The organism is Bacillus sp. FJAT-52991, from assembly GCF_037201805.1.
GTDB classification, from domain to species: Bacteria; Bacillota; Bacilli; order Bacillales; family Domibacillaceae; genus Bacillus_CE; species Bacillus_CE kandeliae.
This window is the reverse complement of the sequence record NZ_CP147404.1, coordinates 2,927,422-2,945,091: the sequence shown is the minus strand read 5'-3', so window position 1 is coordinate 2,945,091 and position 17,670 is coordinate 2,927,422. Positions and strand designations below refer to the sequence as shown.

16 protein-coding genes are annotated in these 17,670 nt (G+C 39.2%); 10 read left to right on the top strand and 6 right to left on the bottom strand.

What is annotated here, in order from left to right; translation table 11 throughout:
• Positions 1-65 precede the first annotated feature (65 nt).
• Both WDJ61_RS15175 and WDJ61_RS15170 read left to right on the top strand, forming a co-directional pair.
• Positions 66-860, top strand: a complete 795-nt coding sequence (locus tag WDJ61_RS15175; RefSeq protein WP_413789102.1) for a YitT family protein — start codon at positions 66-68, stop codon at positions 858-860.
• Positions 861-1,022: 162 nt separating this feature from the next.
• Entirely contained in the window at positions 1,023-3,053 is a 2,031-nt protein-coding gene (locus WDJ61_RS15170) for a putative bifunctional diguanylate cyclase/phosphodiesterase (RefSeq protein WP_338751166.1), read from the top strand.
• 259 nt (positions 3,054-3,312) lie between these two features.
• Here the strand turns inward: WDJ61_RS15170 and WDJ61_RS15165 are convergent, their stop codons facing one another.
• The 5 genes from WDJ61_RS15165 to WDJ61_RS15145 form a co-directional block, all read right to left on the bottom strand.
• Entirely contained in the window at positions 3,313-4,308 is a 996-nt protein-coding gene (locus WDJ61_RS15165) for a C40 family peptidase (RefSeq protein ID WP_338754817.1), read from the bottom strand.
• A 152-nt stretch (positions 4,309-4,460) separates the two neighbouring features.
• Complete coding sequence (locus WDJ61_RS15160; RefSeq protein ID WP_338751164.1) at positions 4,461-5,543, bottom strand: dipeptide epimerase; 1,083 nt, start codon at positions 5,541-5,543, stop codon at positions 4,461-4,463.
• Positions 5,544-5,646: 103 nt separating this feature from the next.
• The gene (locus WDJ61_RS15155; RefSeq protein WP_338751162.1) at positions 5,647-6,813 is read right to left on the bottom strand and encodes a DUF819 domain-containing protein; all 1,167 of its coding nucleotides are present in this window, start codon (positions 6,811-6,813) and stop codon (positions 5,647-5,649) included.
• Between the two features lie 198 nt (positions 6,814-7,011).
• Positions 7,012-7,332: a DUF3870 domain-containing protein gene (locus WDJ61_RS15150; protein WP_338751160.1), complete on the bottom strand. Its 321-nt coding sequence runs from the start codon at positions 7,330-7,332 to the stop codon at positions 7,012-7,014.
• A gap of 392 nt (positions 7,333-7,724) precedes the next feature.
• A complete protein-coding gene (locus WDJ61_RS15145) occupies positions 7,725-9,413 on the bottom strand; it encodes an FAD-dependent oxidoreductase (protein ID WP_338751158.1) in 1,689 nt (562 codons plus the stop codon).
• 311 nt (positions 9,414-9,724) lie between these two features.
• Between WDJ61_RS15145 and WDJ61_RS15140 the strand changes: the two genes are divergently transcribed.
• Complete coding sequence (locus WDJ61_RS15140) at positions 9,725-10,075, top strand: hypothetical protein (RefSeq protein ID WP_338751156.1); 351 nt, start codon at positions 9,725-9,727, stop codon at positions 10,073-10,075.
• Positions 10,076-10,152: 77 nt separating this feature from the next.
• Here the strand turns inward: WDJ61_RS15140 and WDJ61_RS15135 are convergent, their stop codons facing one another.
• Positions 10,153-10,992 carry a DUF4097 domain-containing protein gene (locus WDJ61_RS15135; RefSeq protein ID WP_338751154.1) on the bottom strand — a complete coding sequence of 280 codons (840 nt, stop codon included), beginning with the start codon at positions 10,990-10,992 and terminating at the stop codon, positions 10,153-10,155.
• A gap of 202 nt (positions 10,993-11,194) precedes the next feature.
• Between WDJ61_RS15135 and WDJ61_RS15130 the strand changes: the two genes are divergently transcribed.
• From WDJ61_RS15130 to WDJ61_RS15100, 7 genes are all read left to right on the top strand, one after another.
• Positions 11,195-11,890: a response regulator transcription factor gene (locus tag WDJ61_RS15130; protein WP_338751152.1), complete on the top strand. Its 696-nt coding sequence runs from the start codon at positions 11,195-11,197 to the stop codon at positions 11,888-11,890.
• Between the two features lies 1 nt (position 11,891).
• Complete coding sequence (locus tag WDJ61_RS15125; RefSeq protein WP_338751150.1) at positions 11,892-12,827, top strand: HAMP domain-containing histidine kinase; 936 nt, start codon at positions 11,892-11,894, stop codon at positions 12,825-12,827.
• Between the two features lie 448 nt (positions 12,828-13,275).
• Complete coding sequence (locus tag WDJ61_RS15120; RefSeq protein ID WP_338751148.1) at positions 13,276-14,199, top strand: ABC transporter ATP-binding protein; 924 nt, start codon at positions 13,276-13,278, stop codon at positions 14,197-14,199.
• Entirely contained in the window at positions 14,192-14,896 is a 705-nt protein-coding gene (locus tag WDJ61_RS15115; protein WP_338751146.1) for an ABC transporter permease, read from the top strand. The genes WDJ61_RS15120 and WDJ61_RS15115 overlap by 8 nt, the downstream gene beginning before the upstream one ends.
• A gap of 98 nt (positions 14,897-14,994) precedes the next feature.
• Positions 14,995-15,687: an ABC transporter permease gene (locus tag WDJ61_RS15110; RefSeq protein ID WP_338751144.1), complete on the top strand. Its 693-nt coding sequence runs from the start codon at positions 14,995-14,997 to the stop codon at positions 15,685-15,687.
• A 323-nt stretch (positions 15,688-16,010) separates the two neighbouring features.
• The gene (locus WDJ61_RS15105; RefSeq protein ID WP_338751142.1) at positions 16,011-16,616 is read left to right on the top strand and encodes a DedA family protein; all 606 of its coding nucleotides are present in this window, start codon (positions 16,011-16,013) and stop codon (positions 16,614-16,616) included.
• Position 16,617: 1 nt separating this feature from the next.
• Positions 16,618-17,547: a YafY family protein gene (locus WDJ61_RS15100; protein WP_338751140.1), complete on the top strand. Its 930-nt coding sequence runs from the start codon at positions 16,618-16,620 to the stop codon at positions 17,545-17,547.
• The last annotated feature ends 123 nt before the right edge of the window (positions 17,548-17,670 follow it).

Sequence of the window (17,670 nt, the reverse complement as noted above, 5' to 3'; positions counted from 1 at the left end):
TCCTTTATAATGAACACACTAAATGATATGTGTGAATGAAGGAGGAGCGGAGCGTGAACATATTGATGATGCTAGTCGGCTCAGTCATTGTAGGGATTGCTTATAATTTCTTTTTGATCCCTCATGAGATTTTGAGCAGTGGATTGAGCGGGATTGCGATTATGTTTGGGTTGATCACGCCTTTGAATACAGGTGTGATTAATCTTTTATTAAATCTTCCTTTGTTGTTGATCGGTGTGAAGAAGCTTGGAAAGCAGTTTATTTATTATACAATTTTTTCTGTTGTGATGATTTCTGTGAGTTTGTATGTGATTCCGATTCATCAAGTGTCAACGGAGCCGATTTTGTCTTCTTTGTTCGGCGGGGTGCTAACTGGACTTGGGATTGGGCTGATTTTTCGAGCTTCGGGTTCGTCAGGTGGTTTTGATATTATTGCAATGTTGTTAACGAAGAAGAAGGACTTTCCGCTTGGAGCGTTGTTGTCAGCGATGAATGGAATCGTTGTTGCTGCGTCTGGGTTTATTTTTACTTGGGATGCGGCTTTGTATACGATGCTGGCGATTTATACGACGGGGAAAGTGGTGGATGCGATCCATACGAATCATATTAAATTGACGTTGACGATTGTTACGGCTAAAGGAGAAGCGGTGAAAGATAATTTGCTCGCGAATGTGTATCGCGGGGTGACGATCATGCCGGGTGTTGGAGCGTATTCCGGTGAGGAACGTGCGGTGCTTATGACAGTGATTACGCGCTATCAGTTAAATAGTGTGAAGGAAATGATTCATGAAGCTGATCCGAATGCTTTTATTAATGTGACGGAGACGGTGGAAGTGATCGGTTCGTTTCACCGGGGATAGATGAAAAGCCTTTTCCTAATGGGAAGGGCTTTTTACCTATATGAAGAAGAAAATATTTCGAGAAAGTAAATATTAATATTGTCGAAATAACAATAATGGGGGTAAAATGACATAGGAAAGGGGTTACAATCCCCGCATTTTGTCGGAAAAGAGAGGAAAACGATGTTTCTAACACCTTCTACAGCTCAATATGACGTTCTTCAAGGGGAGTATTCGATCCCTATTATTGCTCTTTCTGTTTTGATCGCTTGGGCAGCAGCTTATACTTCGTTAAGTATGGGTGAACGCTCGCATAAGAGCAGTTTCTTTCATCAAAATTTGTGGTTGGTGTTGGCGGCTACTTCTATGGGAATAGGAATTTGGTCAATGCATTTCGTTGGGATGAATGCTTTAGCGTTGCCTGTCTACATACATTATGATCGTATACTTATTGTTGTTTCTATCCTTTCAACAATGCTTGCTTCTTTTCTTGCTTTCTATGTCTCTAGTCGTTCAAGGCGTACGAAGAAAACCTATTTGATCACGGGTCTTGTGATGGGAACAGGGATTTCTGTTATGCATTATGTCGGTATGGCAGCGATGAAAATGGAAGGGGTTATTTATAGCTATGATATTGGGTTATCTATTGCTTCTTTTCTGCTTGCTGTGTTTGTTTCTTGTGTGGCGTTGTATTTGTTCTATATGCTGCAACATCAATCGGAACGCTTTTTGATTCGAATAGCAATTGCGTTGATTTTAGGGTTGGCTATTTCGATTGTGTGTGTTACAGAGATGGCTGGGGTGACGTTTTATGTGCCAAATGACTATCTATTAATGAACGGGGAGTCTCAGTGGATGGATGTCCTCTTTTTAGTAAAAAGTGTATCGGCGAGTATCGCTCTATTATTATGTTTGTTTTTATTTTCAAGTATGTTAGATCGTTATGCGGAGCATCAATTGCGTTATTTTGATTCGCTGACGAAATTACCGAATCGCCGGCGGTTCGAGAGAAATATCACAAATTTTTCTTACGGTGCTTTGGCGGTGTGGCATTTGCATGACTTAGAGTCATTGAATCGAGCACATGGATATACATTTGTCGATGAAGTAATTCAAGAGATGAGTCACTTATTGACATCGACGAAGCCGCCTCTGATTGATTTGTATCGATTGGATGGACATCGGTTTGCTTATGTGGCGCGTGATTCCAAAGGAGTGTACGCCTTACAAAAGGCAATGGAGAGGACGGCTGAGCTTTTGAAGCAGCCGATTCTGATCAAAGAGCAGCAAGTGAAGCTACAAACGGTTTGTGCTTTTGCTATATCGAGCATAGACGAGAAGTCGCTTGATTTGTATTCACAAGTGATGGCTGTGCTGAGCCATCCAACGATTCGGTTCCAACACGAGATCATTTATTATGATCCAGTTGTTCACAACCAATCCTTTGCTCAATCAATTATGGATGATGTCGAGCGAGCGATGGCAGAGAATGAGTTGTATGTTGTCTATCAGCCGAAAGTGTCAACCGCTATGCAGAAAATGATTGGTGTCGAGGCCTTGCTTCGCTGGGAGCATCCAGAACACGGGTTTCTCTCTCCAGCGGTATTTATCCCCATTTTAGAAAAGCATGATCGGATGATGGATGTGACAGATTGGCTGATTGATCAAGTGTGCCAACAAATTCAAGCGTGGCAAACAAATAGGAAGCACAATTGGCCAGTGGCAATTAACATTCCTGGTAATTATGTCACGTCTCCTCGACTATTAAATTATTTGATGGGTAGAATGGAATGTTATCAGATTGATCCTCAATATTTAGAGCTAGAAATTACAGAAACAAGCTTTGTAAAAACGATTGATGGCGCTATTGAAGCCGTCAATAAATTTCGAGAAAAAGGGTTGGCTGTGGCGCTGGATGACTTTGGTACTGGGGTATCTTCTCTTTCTTATTTAAAGAAAATCCCCATCTCGACATTGAAAATTGATAAATCCTTTGTCGATGATGTGCCTCAATCAGAAAAAGATGCGGCTATCATCCAATCGATCATCTCACTAGGAGAATCACTGAAACTAAACGTCGTTATAGAAGGTGTAGAAACAAAAGAACAAGTAGACTACTTAGCCACTACATGTAATTCCCTCGCTATTCAAGGCTACTACTACTCCAAGCCATTGAAAGCTCCTGAAGTAGTGGAGTGGTACAAGGGATTTTAAGGTGCCTGTTTCGACAAGTGCCTGTCACTCCTCGGTGTTTGCTGGCTTTTGTCGATTGATAGATATAGAACACCAAGGTGGATTTTCTAGCCTTGGTGTTTTGGGTTTCAATAGTCATATTCAAATAACCAGTTGCTCCATTGAGGAGCAACTGGTTATTTGGATAAAGGTATCTTCATTTCAGTGAAAAAAGAAAGAAGCTACTCCCAAAAATGAGTAGCCTCCTTTGTTCAAGGGATTCATCATCGCCATTTGAATCTCACATACTATCTAGAAAATAACGGCGAGCGTTTGCCAATTCTTCGATATATCCTTTTGTGTTAACAGGAATGATTTCAACATCCTTTTTTGAATTTGGTGAGTGAATCATCATACCATCTCCGGCATACATCGCAACATGATGAACTCTTCCTTTACCATTATCGTGGGCAAAGAAGAGTAAGTCACCAGGTTTTAATTCATCAAGTGGGACAGGATCCCCATATTTTGCTTGAACACTTGAATCACGTGGGATGGTGATGCCATGTGATTGATGGATTGTGAACGTAAATCCTGAACAATCAAATCCAAATCCACTCATCCCAGCCCATAAATAATGAAGGCCTAAAAACATTTTGCCTGTTTCTACTAAGTCTTTTCCTGTCGGTGTTGGAATTGTGGATGGCGATTGATATATTTGTGCGTCTTGTTTGTTTACCCAGGCATGATGGCCATCTGGCTTTAACACTTTATAAGCTTGCTTTGTTTCTCCTAAATAAGGTAGGCGAGTATTGTAACTAATTTCAATTCCTTTATGATTGAAAGAAGGTGTGTTAAAAAGATAAGTTGTTGGTGCTGTAATTAAAACAAATGGCTGATTTTCCTTTTTAGCATATTTTTTACTGTATGTTAACTGCGAAGCCGGCATCCAACCAGGATATCCTAAGTCATTACGCGGTGTTGGTTGACCGTCTACTGCGACTTTTACCCATTCGCCTTGTCTTTCAAGAATCGTGACCTTATTGCCGTAAAGAGCTTGAGTTTCTAGCATCCCATCATCAGATAATTGTACTTGCTGCTCATATGTCATAGAGCTTGTCCATTTTCTCATATCCACTGGATTTGTCGCAGATGGTGCATCAACAGGTCGTAGGATATTTGGAGCTGTCCAAAGTGTTGCGACGGAGACATCGACATAAGCAGTTTCCTCTATGTTTTTTTCCTCAGCATGAGTCGGTGTATTTAACCCTACACCTGCTAGAAAAACAACCATCATAATCAAAAACCAACGTTTCATTCCTATCCCCCCTATTTTATCCCGCATTAACGGGCTGTAAGACCCCCACCTCAACATGGCAGAAGGAGCGCTGCAGGTGGGGGATGAAGAAAACCCCTACTGATTGAAGTTTCACTTTATTCATCCAACATTTAACCTTTGACAGTGTTAGGTACTGCGTTGACTGAACCGATACCAGGTAAATCGGATAAAATAACTTTTTCACTAACATAAGAGAGTTCCTCTGGTTCTTCAGATAGCCACAATGGAGCATCTAAATCAAAATATTTCACGTTCGGATGGGCCGCCGCAAAATGGGCTGCTGCAGCGACCGAAAGTGCAGGTTCCATCATGCTACCAATCATACAAGCAACACCATTTGTCTCAGCAATGCTAGCAATCTTCCAAGCATTTGAAATACCGCCACATTTCATAAGTTTAATATTTAATAGATCAACATAACGTCCAGAAACAAGCTTTAATGTGTCTTTGGCTGAAAAAAGACTTTCATCTGCCATAACTGGGATGCCAACACGTTCCGTGACGAATTTCAATCCTTCTAAATCATGACTTGCAACAGGTTGTTCAATAAATTCGATTCCTAAACCCTTTTTTTCCATATCGTTTATCAATTGGACGGCTTGTTTTGGCGCCCATCCCTGATTAGCATCCAGACGGAGCTTAACTGCTTTCGGAACAACATCTCGAATAGCTTCGATGCGATCAATATCAAGACTAGGGTTCGCCCCTACTTTTACTTTTAAAACCTTAAACCCCAAATCTATATTTCTTTTAGCATCATCCGCCATCTTTTCTGGTGTATCGACCCCAATAGTCATACATGTTTGAAGTGACTTTTTATCTCCAAGAAAGGCATGTAACGGCACATTTAGCAATTTACAATAGGCATCATGCAAAGCGATATCTGCCGCGGCTTTTGCACTTGGATTACCAACACAGCAAGATTGAATGCCCTGAAGTGCAGTTTGAAAATGACCGATATCACTTCCGATGAGCACATCTTTTATTGGTCCCATAAGAGCTGCCTCAATGCTTTCGGAAGAGTCACCCGTAATAACGAAGGTCGGTGCAGCCGCCCCCCTCCCTATGATCCCATTCTCAAGAGTCAAAGTAACATCAATACTTTCTATTTCTGTTGCTGTTCTTAAAGCTGTTTTAAAGGGCATAAATAACGGTATTTTTCTTCGGTTGACTTGTAAATCTTTGATAATCACAGTTGTATACTTCCTTTCTTTAACAAATTCCTTGCATGACTCTTGATAAAACTTTTATCCTGCATTAACGGGCTGTAAGACCCTTACCGATTGAAGTTTCACTTTATAGAAAGGCCAAAATTTTAGCGACAATCATACCAAAATAAGTACCGAGGAATGAGCCCATGAGAGCCATGATGACGCCAACTGGAATTAGTGTTCGACTATATGCAGCAGCTAACATTGGTGCTGAGGCCATACCCCCAATATTCGCCAGACTCGCAACTCCAAGTGTAAATAGATCATATTTAAATAGCTTCCCTAAAAGTAACATGATAATTAAGTGCATGAGCATGATAAGAAAACCAGATACTAGATAAATTGGTGCTTGAGCAATATTTGAAAAATCAGATTGTGATGCAATAAGAGCAATAATGATATAAAGCATGACATTAGAAACATCAAGAGCTCCTGGAATTTTAGCTACTGGTGTTTGAGCTAATACTAATCCAATCACCGAAGCGATCATAATGGTCCAGCTTGTTCCATTAATAACAGCTCCAACTTCAGGCAAATGCTCACCCGCAAAGATGGATAAAGAAGATATTAAGAGACCAATACCAAGTAAATACAAGATATGCTGGAATTGAGGTCCTGTTTTTTCCTCTTCATTTGCAGCTGCAATCTCATCAAATCCTTGTTGGATAAATCCGATATCTGCCTTTGTCCAACGATTAAATGCTCCAGCGAATGGAACGAGCCAAAACATGAACATTACCCAAACGGCATAATTGATTGTGTCCATCATAAGAGCATAACCAAAAATATTTTCGGGTACTTGCAATATGTCTTGAAGGGCCACCATATTTGCTGATCCACCTGTCCAACTTCCAGCAAGTGCCCCGAAAGCCTTCCAAGTACCATCCACATAGAAATTCTGGAAAAGAGCATACACAATGATAAATCCAAACATGATACTGACAACTGCAACAAGATATCCGCCAAGCATTCTTGGACCAAGTTTAATGATGCTTCGTATATCGCATTTTAATAACATGATGGCGAGCATTGCTGGGAGCAAAGCCCCTTTAACATCTGCGTACATAGCTGCAATAGCCTCATTATCCGCAAATAACCCGCATGTCTGCATCGCAGCGGCTCCGATATAAATCAGAACAATACCCGGTATAAATTTAAAGAATTTGTTCGTACTAAATCGCTTTTCAAAAGCTACCATCAGAGCTGCCATCGCAACAAGCACACTCAGATACATAAATCCATCTTGAATCATTGATATCATCTCCTTTAGAAGTTAAAATCGTAAATTTGAGGTTTGGAAAGTGATTAAATCAGCGAAGTGCTAACTTATTCCGCATTAACGGGCTGTAAGACCCCCACTGATTGAAGTTTCACTTTATACTTTCTTCCTTTGTACAAAACAAAAAATCCAGCCTAACAATGAAACAGTTAGACTGGATTTCGCCTAGGTTTAATTAGGCAAAGCAGTAATTGCTTGATATTTTTTTTGAGCATCATTAAATGCAACGATTAACGCTTTTTGGGATGAGCCAAAATAACGCTGGCTAATGTCTTCTACAATCGAAGGATCATCAATATGACGTCCAATAAAAAGCGATCGCACAAAATGTTTAGTTATGTCTACTGTCGCCGAACATTCAACATCTATGATCTTTCCATCTGTCTGGTCGACTACGATTGCCAGAAAATACTGATTGTATTTCTTGGTAATCGGATTATTTTGCGACGCTTTGGCATCACCGATAATAAAAATCGTATTCTTATCATACATACGAGTAAATTCCTTTCAAGCGTAATATCAGATGATACAAGGGACCGACAAGGGAAAACTTGCAGAAGCTTGTACCATGAAACCGTTCTCAAAGGATATTATATAATATATCACCCCTGCCTTTTTTAGGCAATAATAAATTTTCAGACTTCGATGAGCTTATAGGAAATCAAAAGATTATGAAATGATATATCCCTTTTAAAATAAAACAAAAGCAGTATTAGATTTAGACAAAAAATTTACTATAAAATAGTACAAACTTAGTTACATCAGGGAAGGAGAAAGTTAAAGGAGAATAAAAAACCTCGATACAGTAGGTTCTTTCACTGTATCAAGGCGTCATATTAAATACGGCTACGATTTTATTTCCAATCTACAGTAGGGGACAGGGGTCAAAAAAACTTCTTCACATATAACAATGAAACATACTTTGCTGTAGATAAGATTCTTTTCATCATGGAACACTTTCCATCCCAAGGGAGCCCCTGTTGAAAGCGGTGCTCATCGTGAATATGCCATGGAGTAAGGAGGTTAAATGTATACATTTCCCATATTTTACATTTTTGGGCTTTCGAGCGCGAAGTGTCAAGAATCCCATTGACCGCACGGCGAGCCGCTTCGTTAGCTGCTTCCATTGAGGCTAAATCGGTATTCGTTCGCACATAGTCAGAGGCGAGAAATAGGTTTTGAATACGTGTAGTTGCCTCAGGTCTAAGCTTCCATGTGTTCACATTATTCACTAATAGCGGGGAATGGTTTATACTGTTAGGCGGTTTCAATGTCATGTCTGGATCGATAAAACTAGAATGAAGATCTTCATCTTGAAGGATCGTTTTTCCCGTATTCAAGCTTTTTTTTAGCTGGGCCCAGACTTCTTTCTTAATCTCCTCTTCTGTACATTGTGCTGCCGCTTTTCCATAGAGGATACCTGGTCGATGCCACTCGGACACACAAACGGAGATGATCCCTTTAATGGCGCCGTTCCCGTATTTTTTCAAATTAGTCGAAGGCCAAAATTGTTTTTGTGAAATCAGTGTTAAAGCCCAAGGTGCATCGATGCATAAAATATGGCCATGGATGATCGGAATGTCTCGTTTTAAATAAAACTGAATCCCATTCATCCAACCAACACTTTTGGCTAGTTCTTTCATTTTTTGTAAGGTGGGATCGATGTCTACTATTTCCTCTGAGATCAATGTTTCCATCGTTTCTACAGGCAAGGCAAAAAGAAAATAGTCTCCTTTCACCGTTAGTTGGCGACCGAGGTGATGGACGGTGACATCGCTAATCATTTTTTGCTTACAATTGATCTTCACACACTCCGCATCGGCAACAAATCGAACGCCTTTTTTTCTTAAATGAGTCAACCACGGATCGATCCATTTATCGTTTGTCGGCCCGTTTAATAGTCGGTCATTGGCAGGGCCAGGAAGAATCGAGTCTAACAGGAGTTGTGAAAAAACGTTCCCAATGGTTTTTAAGCTCGCTTCTCTCGCTTTAGCTGCAACGAGTGATCGCGTCATGCCCTCGACCATTTTTTGAAAAGCCTCCGATTTATGATCTGCTTCAACGTAATTCCAAAAGCTGATGGACTCGTACTCTTCCATTCTTCTTTCAGAGCAGCTAGTCACCACTTGCCAAACTCGTTCAACGAGAAAATCAAGCTCGTGACCTGAAAGCCCCCAGTTCGTTTTAAATAAAGATTTCATATTCGTTCTTAAATGAATGACCGATTTTGGAAAGCCTAAAACAAAGGGAACAAGTGGCTTATCAAAGCGAGCGAGTCCCATTTCTTTGGCGTCCACTAAGTGATCATATACCGTTTTCTTTTTATCAACAGGAATTTTCTTCATCGTATGAATGAGATGTCGATAAAAGCCCGGGAAAAAACGAAACCCATGCTCGCCGGGCAGTTCCGTGTTTCCAGCAGTTGCAGAATAAGGTACGGAAACGGATCGAGCCTTTCCTCCAGGAATGGACTTTGCCTCATAAATCGTCACATCAAACCCTCGCTCAATTAACTCATGTGCCGCACTCAACCCGGCAACCCCGCCACCTAGTATAATCACTTTCTTTCTCATCCCATCACCCACCCAAGAGTAGTCAATATTGCATTATATGCAGTGTTTTTGATGACTAGTTCTCACTGAAAAATCTGGGAGGGCCAAAAATGTGCAGAAAGGTCGGAAAACATATGGGATTTCCTTTATTTGTTATAGGTGAACGAATATACGTTCTTATATTTTGGTATAAAAGCATGTTATAATAAAGTGAAACTTCAATCAGTGGGGGTCTTACAGCCCGTTAATGCGGGATAAATCAGAAAGTATAACTAGCCAATTAGACGTTTTCAACATAGATTTCATGAAAAAAATTAGAAGGAGGGTGAAAAATGAGCCAGCCAATCGATACGGCAGCCATCTTACAAGCGATTATGGAGTTATCTGATCAAATGAAAGCATCGGAGAAACGATTGACGGAAAAAATTGATGCAGTAGAAGCAAGATTAACGACCGTAGAAAACAAAGTCGATAAAGTAGAAGCAAGATTAACGGTCGTAGAAAACAAAATTGATAAAGTAGAAGCAAGGTTAACGGTCGTAGAAAACAAGATTGATAAAGTAGAAGCAAGGTTAACGGTCGTAGAAAACAAGATTGATAAAGTAGATGCAAAATTCACTGTTTTAACAGAAGAAATGATGGAGACGAAAGCGGATGTGTTAATGTTGAAAAGGGCGAAATAATACAGTAGCCTTTCGTATAGATAGAGAAAAAGCGACCTATTTATTATTGATGGGTCGCTACTTTTTTACTGATTCTGCTAATAAATATCCATATTTCCGCTCGATAATGAGACGTCAATTTTATTCTTTCCAGAACCGTGTTTACCGGATATATCTCCATTGCTAATCTTTTGATCTTTTAACGTAAAGTCACAGGAAATGTCGCCAGTGCTTGCTTCACCTTTTAACGTAAAGTCCGCTTGATCAGGTAGATCGAGCTTGACATCTCCTGAGCTTAAATCAAAACGGACATCGCCGACTAATTTCTCCATTTCAACATGCATATCACCAGAAGAGAGTTCTCCTTCAAGTGGGCCAACGTATCGAGTAAGTTTTACATCACCTGAACTAAGATCAAAGTTGCCTTCTTTTGTTGTTAACGAATCAACCATTAATTTTCCTGAAGAAGCGTCATGCTCAAACTTAGTCGTTTCTAGGTTTGCCAATTTCATATCTCCCGAACTCATATCAATGCTAACAGTATCTAGCTTCATTGGCTGTGATTTGGACTTGCCCGAAAATGTTAAATCGCCAGAGCCGATATTGAGTTCTAGGTTCCGATCATAATCTTCTGGAATATAAACAGTGAGCTCTGAATTTTTCAAAAATGAAAACCATTGGTACCATTTTCGCTTCATTTCTACTTCAATCGTATCTCCATCTTTTCGAACAGAGAGCTCTCCTTTACCTTTAAAGTCGGCTTTCACATCATCTCGTTTTTCTGCAATGATGGTTGTATCACTGCTATCGATGTTTAACTCAATCTTATCAATGCGTTTCGTCACGTCCGCACTGTTTCCCTGAGATGAGTCTCTTTCAATAAAAAATGCTGTACCGAACGCTAAAACGATTATCATAATAACAAAAAACTTTTTCATTACACTCCTCCTATTCTTTGTTGCAATATCTTCCTTAATAGTATTATAATTTCCATGTTTAAACAATGAACCTCAGATTTACTTTTCACTCAGACTTGAGACGTAGGAACTTGAACTTCAAAAAAGTGATCAGCTTTCACATGCCTACAATATGGTACAATTGACTGTGTTAATATCCGTAAGGTTAGGGGATAAAATGAAGATGCAATCTCATATTTTGCTAGTAGAAGATGATCAATCAATTCAAGAAATGGTAGAAAGCTATTTAACAAAAGAGGGATTTGTTGTGACGACAGCTTCTGATGGAGAAGAAGGGTTGACCAAATTTATGCAGGGGTCATTTGATTTGCTTATTCTTGATATTATGATGCCGAAGATCGATGGGTTAGAAGTTGTGAGAATCATTCGTGAAAGAAGTGCTATTCCAATTTTAATGATGTCGGCGAAAGATACAGATGTGGATAAGGCGATCGGGTTAGGGCTTGGAGCCGATGATTATATTTGTAAGCCATTTTCAATGATTGAGTTATGTGCACGGGTAAAGGCAGGTATTCGTCGTTCGACCAAATATTCAGCCCCTCAACAGCAACAAGATGACATTATTCAAATTGGTAATTTGAAAATAGATCCAATCAATTTTACTGCATGGAAGAAAGACGAAGTCATTAAACTCACTTCTAAAGAGTTCGAACTTTTAAAATTATTTGCCAAGAATCGCAACCGTGTGTTTACAAAAGCTCAAATTTATAACCTCATTTGGAATGAAGAATATTACGGTGATGAGAACGTCATTAATGTTCATATGAGAAGGCTGCGGGAGAAAATTGAGGATGATCCATCAAACCCACAATATATTAAAACATTATGGGGAATCGGTTATAAGTTGGAAGTGATGTAGCATGGTACTTTTTTTAATAATAATTATTGTCCTATTATTCGGTGTTATTTTTTTTCAATATGGCATGCAGAAAAAGAATGGTGAGAATTTACGTTATACATATGAAAAGTTGCATGAGATTGTCGAAAAGCAAACAGCTGAAAAGTTGTTAGTCGTGACAGATGATCAAGAGCTGCAAAAGCTGTTGGTCGCTATTAATCATTTATTAGAAGCGAAACAAATAACCAATGCCGATCACGCGAAGGTAGAAATGTCGATGCGTAAGATGCTCTCGAATGTATCGCATGATTTAAAGACACCGCTGACGGTCATTCTTGGGTATATAGAAATATTACAAACCGATCAAATGTTGTCTGAAGAAGAACGACAAGCATTGCTAAAAAAGGTACAGATGAAAACTTATGAATTGATGGAACTCATTCATAAATTTTTTGATTTAGCGAAATTAGAGTCGGGAGATAAAGACATCGAGCTAACTAGAGTTTGTATTAATGAGGTATGTCAGGAGAATATTCTATCGTTCTATGATTTGCTTACGACGAAAGGATTTTCGGTTCACATTGATATACCAGAGAAACCGCTATATGCACTCGGAAATACAGAAATGTTAGGGCGAGTGTTAAATAATTTAATCTCGAACGCTATTGCGTATGGGAACGATGGTAAAACATTGGGCATGGCGGTAAGAAGTGATGAAAAGATGGTATATATTGATGTATGGGATAAAGGAAAAGGAATTTCTGAGTCCCATATCGACAAAGTATTTGAGCGAATGTATACATTAGAGGATTCAAGAAATCGTTTATACCAAGGCAGCGGACTTGGATTGACAATCACAAAGCGACTCGTGGAAGCATTAGGAGGGGAAATTCATCTTTCCAGTATTCCATATGAGAAAACAGCATTTACAATAATGTTAAAAAGAGTGAAGTTTTAGCTTGTAGAAAGAGGCTTTCTGCAAGCTTTTTTGTTCTAAAGAAACGTCGCCATGCGCTTTTCTTGTCTAGCTCCAGGCTCCAACGACTAGCAAACTTCCCTACTCCTCCTTGCGATAAGTCAACATCGATTCGTCCCTCATCGTGTTTCCTTTATCTCGTTCGGAGCCGTCCAGTTTGTACGTCGTTAAGCGTCGCCTTCCGCTTTTCTTGTCTAGCTCCAGGCTCCAACGACTAGCAAACTTCCCCGCTCCTCCTTGCGATAAGTCAACATCGATTCGTTCCTCATCGTGTTTCCTTTATCTCGTTCGGAGCAGTCCAGTTTGTACGTCGTTAAGCGTCGCCATGCGCTTTTCTATGAGCTTAAGAATTTTGTAAGGATTGAGTAAGAAAAAAGAGATGTTGGTTTTGTACGATTAAAATATACAAAGAAGGAAAGGGGAAAATGAAATGTCCTATCTATTAAAAACAAATCAACTGACAAAGGTGTTTGAAGGAAAAGAGGTTGTTTCTGGGATCAATATGCATGTGAAGAAAGGGGAAATCTACGGGTTCTTAGGACCAAACGGTGCTGGTAAAACAACAGTAATGAAAATGATGACAAATTTAATTAAACCAACGAGCGGTGATATTGAAATTTTCGGTGAGAAATTAACGGATACCTCCTATGAAGTGTTAAAGCGAATGGGAACGATTATTGAATATCCGATTTTTTATGAAAAACTAACAGCTAAGGAGAACCTATCCTTGCATTGTGAGTACATGGGCTATTATGACAAGAAGGCCATTGACCACGCGTTAGATCTCGTCAATTTACACAATGTTGATAATAAAAAAGTAAAAGACTTTTCCCTCGGGATGAAACAACGGTTAGGAATTGCTAGAGCAATTACGACAAAGCCAGAGCTGTTAATTTTAGACGAACCGATCAACGGTTTAGACCCAATCGGAATTAGAGAATTACGGGAATTATTTAAAATGCTTTGCAAGGAATATGGCATTACTTTGCTAGTTTCTAGCCATATTTTAGCTGAAATGGAGCAGATGGCTGATACGATTGGGGTCATTCAAAACGGTAAGCTCATCAAAGAAGTATCGATGGAGAGTATTAGCAGCGGACAAACCGAGTATATTGAAGTCACGGTTCAAGATGTTAAAAAGGCTGTTTACATTTTAGACGATCAACTAGGTTTAAAAAATTATAAAATCATGAATGACAAAATGATTCGCATTTATGAAATGACAGTCACGCAGCAAGAAATCTCCAAGGCGCTGATTATGAATGATATTGAGATTGAAAGTATCAATAAAAAGCATAGCTCATTGGAGGAGTATTTCATAAATTTAATGAATGGGGAGGGAATCCATGCTTAATTTGATGAGGCTAGAATGGAAAAAACATCAATTATCTCGTTATTTTAAAGGCGTAGCATGTTGTATTTTAGGGATTTTCACTGCTGTTGGTCTGATGGCGTGGGGTTCTAAAGTTGAGAGTGATCTAATGTTCACAGATTATGCAGGATTCATGTCTTTAACGAATATCTCTATTAGAATCACATTTATCATTTTTTCAGCGGGTATTTTATCACGTTTAGTCATTGATGAATACAAGAATAAAACGATGCAATTATTGTTTACTTATCCGCTACCACGGAAGAAATTAATGCAAGCGAAGTTATCCATTGTTTTTGGCTTTTGTTTTTTCAACATCATCATTGCTACTTTAATGATCAATATATTAATTTTCTTCTTAAATCCAATGATAGGATTCTTTGAAACACCTGTTAGTATGGGTGAGATGATTGCTACAGTTCCAACTACTTTGATTCAGGCATTTATGGTTGCTGGAATAAGCTTGATTCCTTTATATTTCGGTATGAGAAAAAAATCAACTCGTACAACCATTGTCTCGGCCATATTAATTGGAGTCGTGATTAACGGAGCGGTTGGTGATGAGAGTGGTCAAGTTAGTTTGTTCGACTTCATTGGAGTACCGGTTGCATTCTGTTTATTAGGTCTTGGAATTGGCTATCTCTCTTATCATAAAGTTAATAAAATTGATGTGGTTTAAAGAAGAAACGAGGAATAAAAATTGAAAAAAATCCTATATGTAGTGAATTTGCATAGGTGGATCTAATCTTAATGGGAAAAGGAGGAGAGTAGAATATTATGCTGCAACTAATAAAGCTGGAAATGAAGAAGTTTAAATTTGGGTGGTATGTAAAAGGGGCGCTGATTGCCACCATTGTTATGACGGCAATGATCTGTTTCATTATGTATATAGCACAAAGAGAGGGAGACTTAATGGTTAAAGCATATCAAGATGTCTTTGTACTCATCGGAGGAATGGTGAGAGCGACGTTTATTGTATTTGCCGCGGTATTGATTGCGAAAATGGTGATCGAAGAATATCGAAATAAAACGATTTTGATTTTGTTCTCTTACCCTGTTAACCGAAAGAAAATGATTGCTAGTAAACTACTAATAATAGCAGTGCTGACGTTTATTACGATTTTGTTGTCTAATATCGTTGTTGCTGGTTCGTTTTTTGTTCTCAATGCTTATGTTCCGATTGTTCCTTTTTCGGTCACTGCCCATCAATTTTTAGAAGAGGCGATAAAAATGATTTTCTTTGCCATCGCAGCTGCTGGAGCAAGCTTAATTGCATTGTACTTTGGTATGCGTAAATATTCGGTTCCAGCCACTATCGCTTCATCTCTGTTCATTGTGTCGATTGCTTGCTCGACTAATCCGGCTTTCTCCATGGTGACATTCATTCCCCTTCAATTAGGGCTCGCCGCCATTGGCGTGATGATTGCCTACTTGGCGATTCGAAATATCGAGAAAGACGATGCTATTTGAGTGTTAGTTAAAATCATATCCTTTTTAGTGGATTTAGCTAGGTATCCATTATAAAGGATTTTTTTCTTTGGTATAGAAAGCGACAGCTACCTCAGGGGGAGCTGTCGCTTTGTTTGACCCATTCGTGTAAATAAGCTAAAATTCAGCACTACATTTTAACATAGTCTTTGCTGAAAAAGATGTTATGATTTGATTAACAAAATAGGTGAATTTTTGGTTTTCACTACCATTGCCTTACGATAAAGTCAGTGTGAGGTTCGATCTTATATATACTGAAAAGTTGTAAAATTAGCATATAGGATGTTGTGAGCGGAGGGAAAGCAATGGAACTGGAATCCTTGATAGCGATAATTGAAGAGAGTGGATATATTGGTTTGTTTCTATGGCTATGGCTCGGTATTTTCGGAATTCCTGTACCGAACGAAGCCATTGTTACGACATTAGGGTTTGCGGCATCATCAAATTTATTAAATCCTATAGCTGCATTTCTAGTGACCTATTGTGGAATTACAGCAGCAATTACAACAAGTTATTTATTCGGTCGCTTTATCGGCCGGCCATTGTTGATTTTTTTCGAACGTAAAAATTATTTTTCTAAAACTTTGAGGAAGTCTTTAACGATAATTGATAAATATCATGCTTATTCTCTGTTATTCAGCTATTTTGTACCTGGTATACGCAATTTTGTTCCCTTCTTGTATGGTATGCGTAAGTTGCCGTTCGCTACTTTTGCATTATTCTCCTATTTAGGAGTGTTTATATGGTTATTCGTCGTTTTTACAATTGGTTATGTATTTGAGGATCATATTGATACAATGGTTTATTATGGGATGGAAACGTTAATTGTTTTAGCTAGTATTTTAGTTGTGACAGGCGCGGCCTTCGTGTGGAAGAGAAAAAGAAGAAACAAAATCAGAAAGGTTATGTAAAATGAAACTAGACCGTTTATTAACGATGACGATGATTTTAACTAATCGCAAAAAAGTGAAAGCACAAGAGCTGGCGGAGTTATTTGATGTGTCGATTCGGACGATCTATCGGGATGTCGAAACGCTTAGTTGTGCCGGGATCCCCGTCGTTAGTCAGAAAGGGGCAAACGGAGGGATTAGTTTAATCGATGGTTACCGAGTGGACAAGCAAGTGTTAACAAAGGAAGAACTGGCCTCACTTTCTGTGGCGATTAAAAGTGTACTGACCTCTTATGAAGACCCACATGCTGAAGCGGTACTTGAGAAGATAACAGGTGTGGCCGATGAGACGATCAAGCAGTCTATTGATCAAGTATTTATTGATCTTAGTCCTTGGGGACAAAATGTGGTCTTAAAGGAACAGCTCACTTTATTGAAACAGGCGATTAGAATGGGGCATTGTGTCAGTTTTTCCTATTTAACTAGTGAGGGCAGACAAACGAATCGATGGATTGAGCCGCACACATTAGTACAAAAAGGGCAAACATGGTATGTGTATGGGTATTGTCGATTAAGAAAAGAATTTCGATTGTTTAAAATTGCTAGAATGAAGGATGTAAAAGAAGAGAAGGAGTCATTTGAGCGAAAGGAGCTCAAGTTATCGGAACTGCCGTGGGATAAAGAGTGGCATCAGCCGCAAAACTTGGTCGATCTTACGCTGTCTTTTGATCCACAGATGGTAACAACAATGGAAGAAATGTTTGGTGCCGACAGTGTGGATAGAGAGCATTCGATAGTGACCGTGTCAATGCCTGAAGATGAATGGCTGTACGGCTACTTGCTTAGCTTTGGACATCGAATCCGAGTGGTTGAGCCCTTACATATAAGAAAGATTGTGAAAGAACGTGCCGAGGAAATTGTGGCGTTATATAAAGAAAAGGATGAATTTTAAAGGACTGTCTGATAAGTCGATTATTCGGCTTGTAGATGGTCCTTTTTCTATTAGATGGGGGATTAGTCGTTCATTCGCCTTTTTTAGTCGGAGATGTGAGAAAATCAGTCGGCAATCCCTCAG

What these genes read in the sequence shown, in the direction of transcription:
- WDJ61_RS15115 (WP_338751146.1), top strand. Translation starts at nt 14,192, where the DNA reads ATGCTTAATTTGATGAGGCTAGAATGGAAAAAACATCAATTATCTCGT.
- WDJ61_RS15145 (WP_338751158.1), bottom strand. Translation starts at nt 9,413, where the DNA reads ATGAGAAAGAAAGTGATTATACTAGGTGGCGGGGTTGCCGGGTTGAGT.
- WDJ61_RS15140 (WP_338751156.1), top strand. Translation starts at nt 9,725, where the DNA reads ATGAGCCAGCCAATCGATACGGCAGCCATCTTACAAGCGATTATGGAG.
- WDJ61_RS15125 (WP_338751150.1), top strand. Translation starts at nt 11,892, where the DNA reads ATGGTACTTTTTTTAATAATAATTATTGTCCTATTATTCGGTGTTATT.
- WDJ61_RS15120 (WP_338751148.1), top strand. Translation starts at nt 13,276, where the DNA reads ATGTCCTATCTATTAAAAACAAATCAACTGACAAAGGTGTTTGAAGGA.
- WDJ61_RS15130 (WP_338751152.1), top strand. Translation starts at nt 11,195, where the DNA reads ATGCAATCTCATATTTTGCTAGTAGAAGATGATCAATCAATTCAAGAA.
- WDJ61_RS15165 (WP_338754817.1), bottom strand. Translation starts at nt 4,308, where the DNA reads ATGATGGTTGTTTTTCTAGCAGGTGTAGGGTTAAATACACCGACTCAT.
- WDJ61_RS15105 (WP_338751142.1), top strand. Translation starts at nt 16,011, where the DNA reads ATGGAACTGGAATCCTTGATAGCGATAATTGAAGAGAGTGGATATATT.
- WDJ61_RS15100 (WP_338751140.1), top strand. Translation starts at nt 16,618, where the DNA reads ATGAAACTAGACCGTTTATTAACGATGACGATGATTTTAACTAATCGC.
- WDJ61_RS15155 (WP_338751162.1), bottom strand. Translation starts at nt 6,813, where the DNA reads ATGATTCAAGATGGATTTATGTATCTGAGTGTGCTTGTTGCGATGGCA.
- WDJ61_RS15110 (WP_338751144.1), top strand. Translation starts at nt 14,995, where the DNA reads ATGCTGCAACTAATAAAGCTGGAAATGAAGAAGTTTAAATTTGGGTGG.
- WDJ61_RS15170 (WP_338751166.1), top strand. Translation starts at nt 1,023, where the DNA reads ATGTTTCTAACACCTTCTACAGCTCAATATGACGTTCTTCAAGGGGAG.
- WDJ61_RS15150 (WP_338751160.1), bottom strand. Translation starts at nt 7,332, where the DNA reads ATGTATGATAAGAATACGATTTTTATTATCGGTGATGCCAAAGCGTCG.
- WDJ61_RS15175 (WP_413789102.1), top strand. Translation starts at nt 66, where the DNA reads ATGATGCTAGTCGGCTCAGTCATTGTAGGGATTGCTTATAATTTCTTT.
- WDJ61_RS15135 (WP_338751154.1), bottom strand. Translation starts at nt 10,992, where the DNA reads ATGAAAAAGTTTTTTGTTATTATGATAATCGTTTTAGCGTTCGGTACA.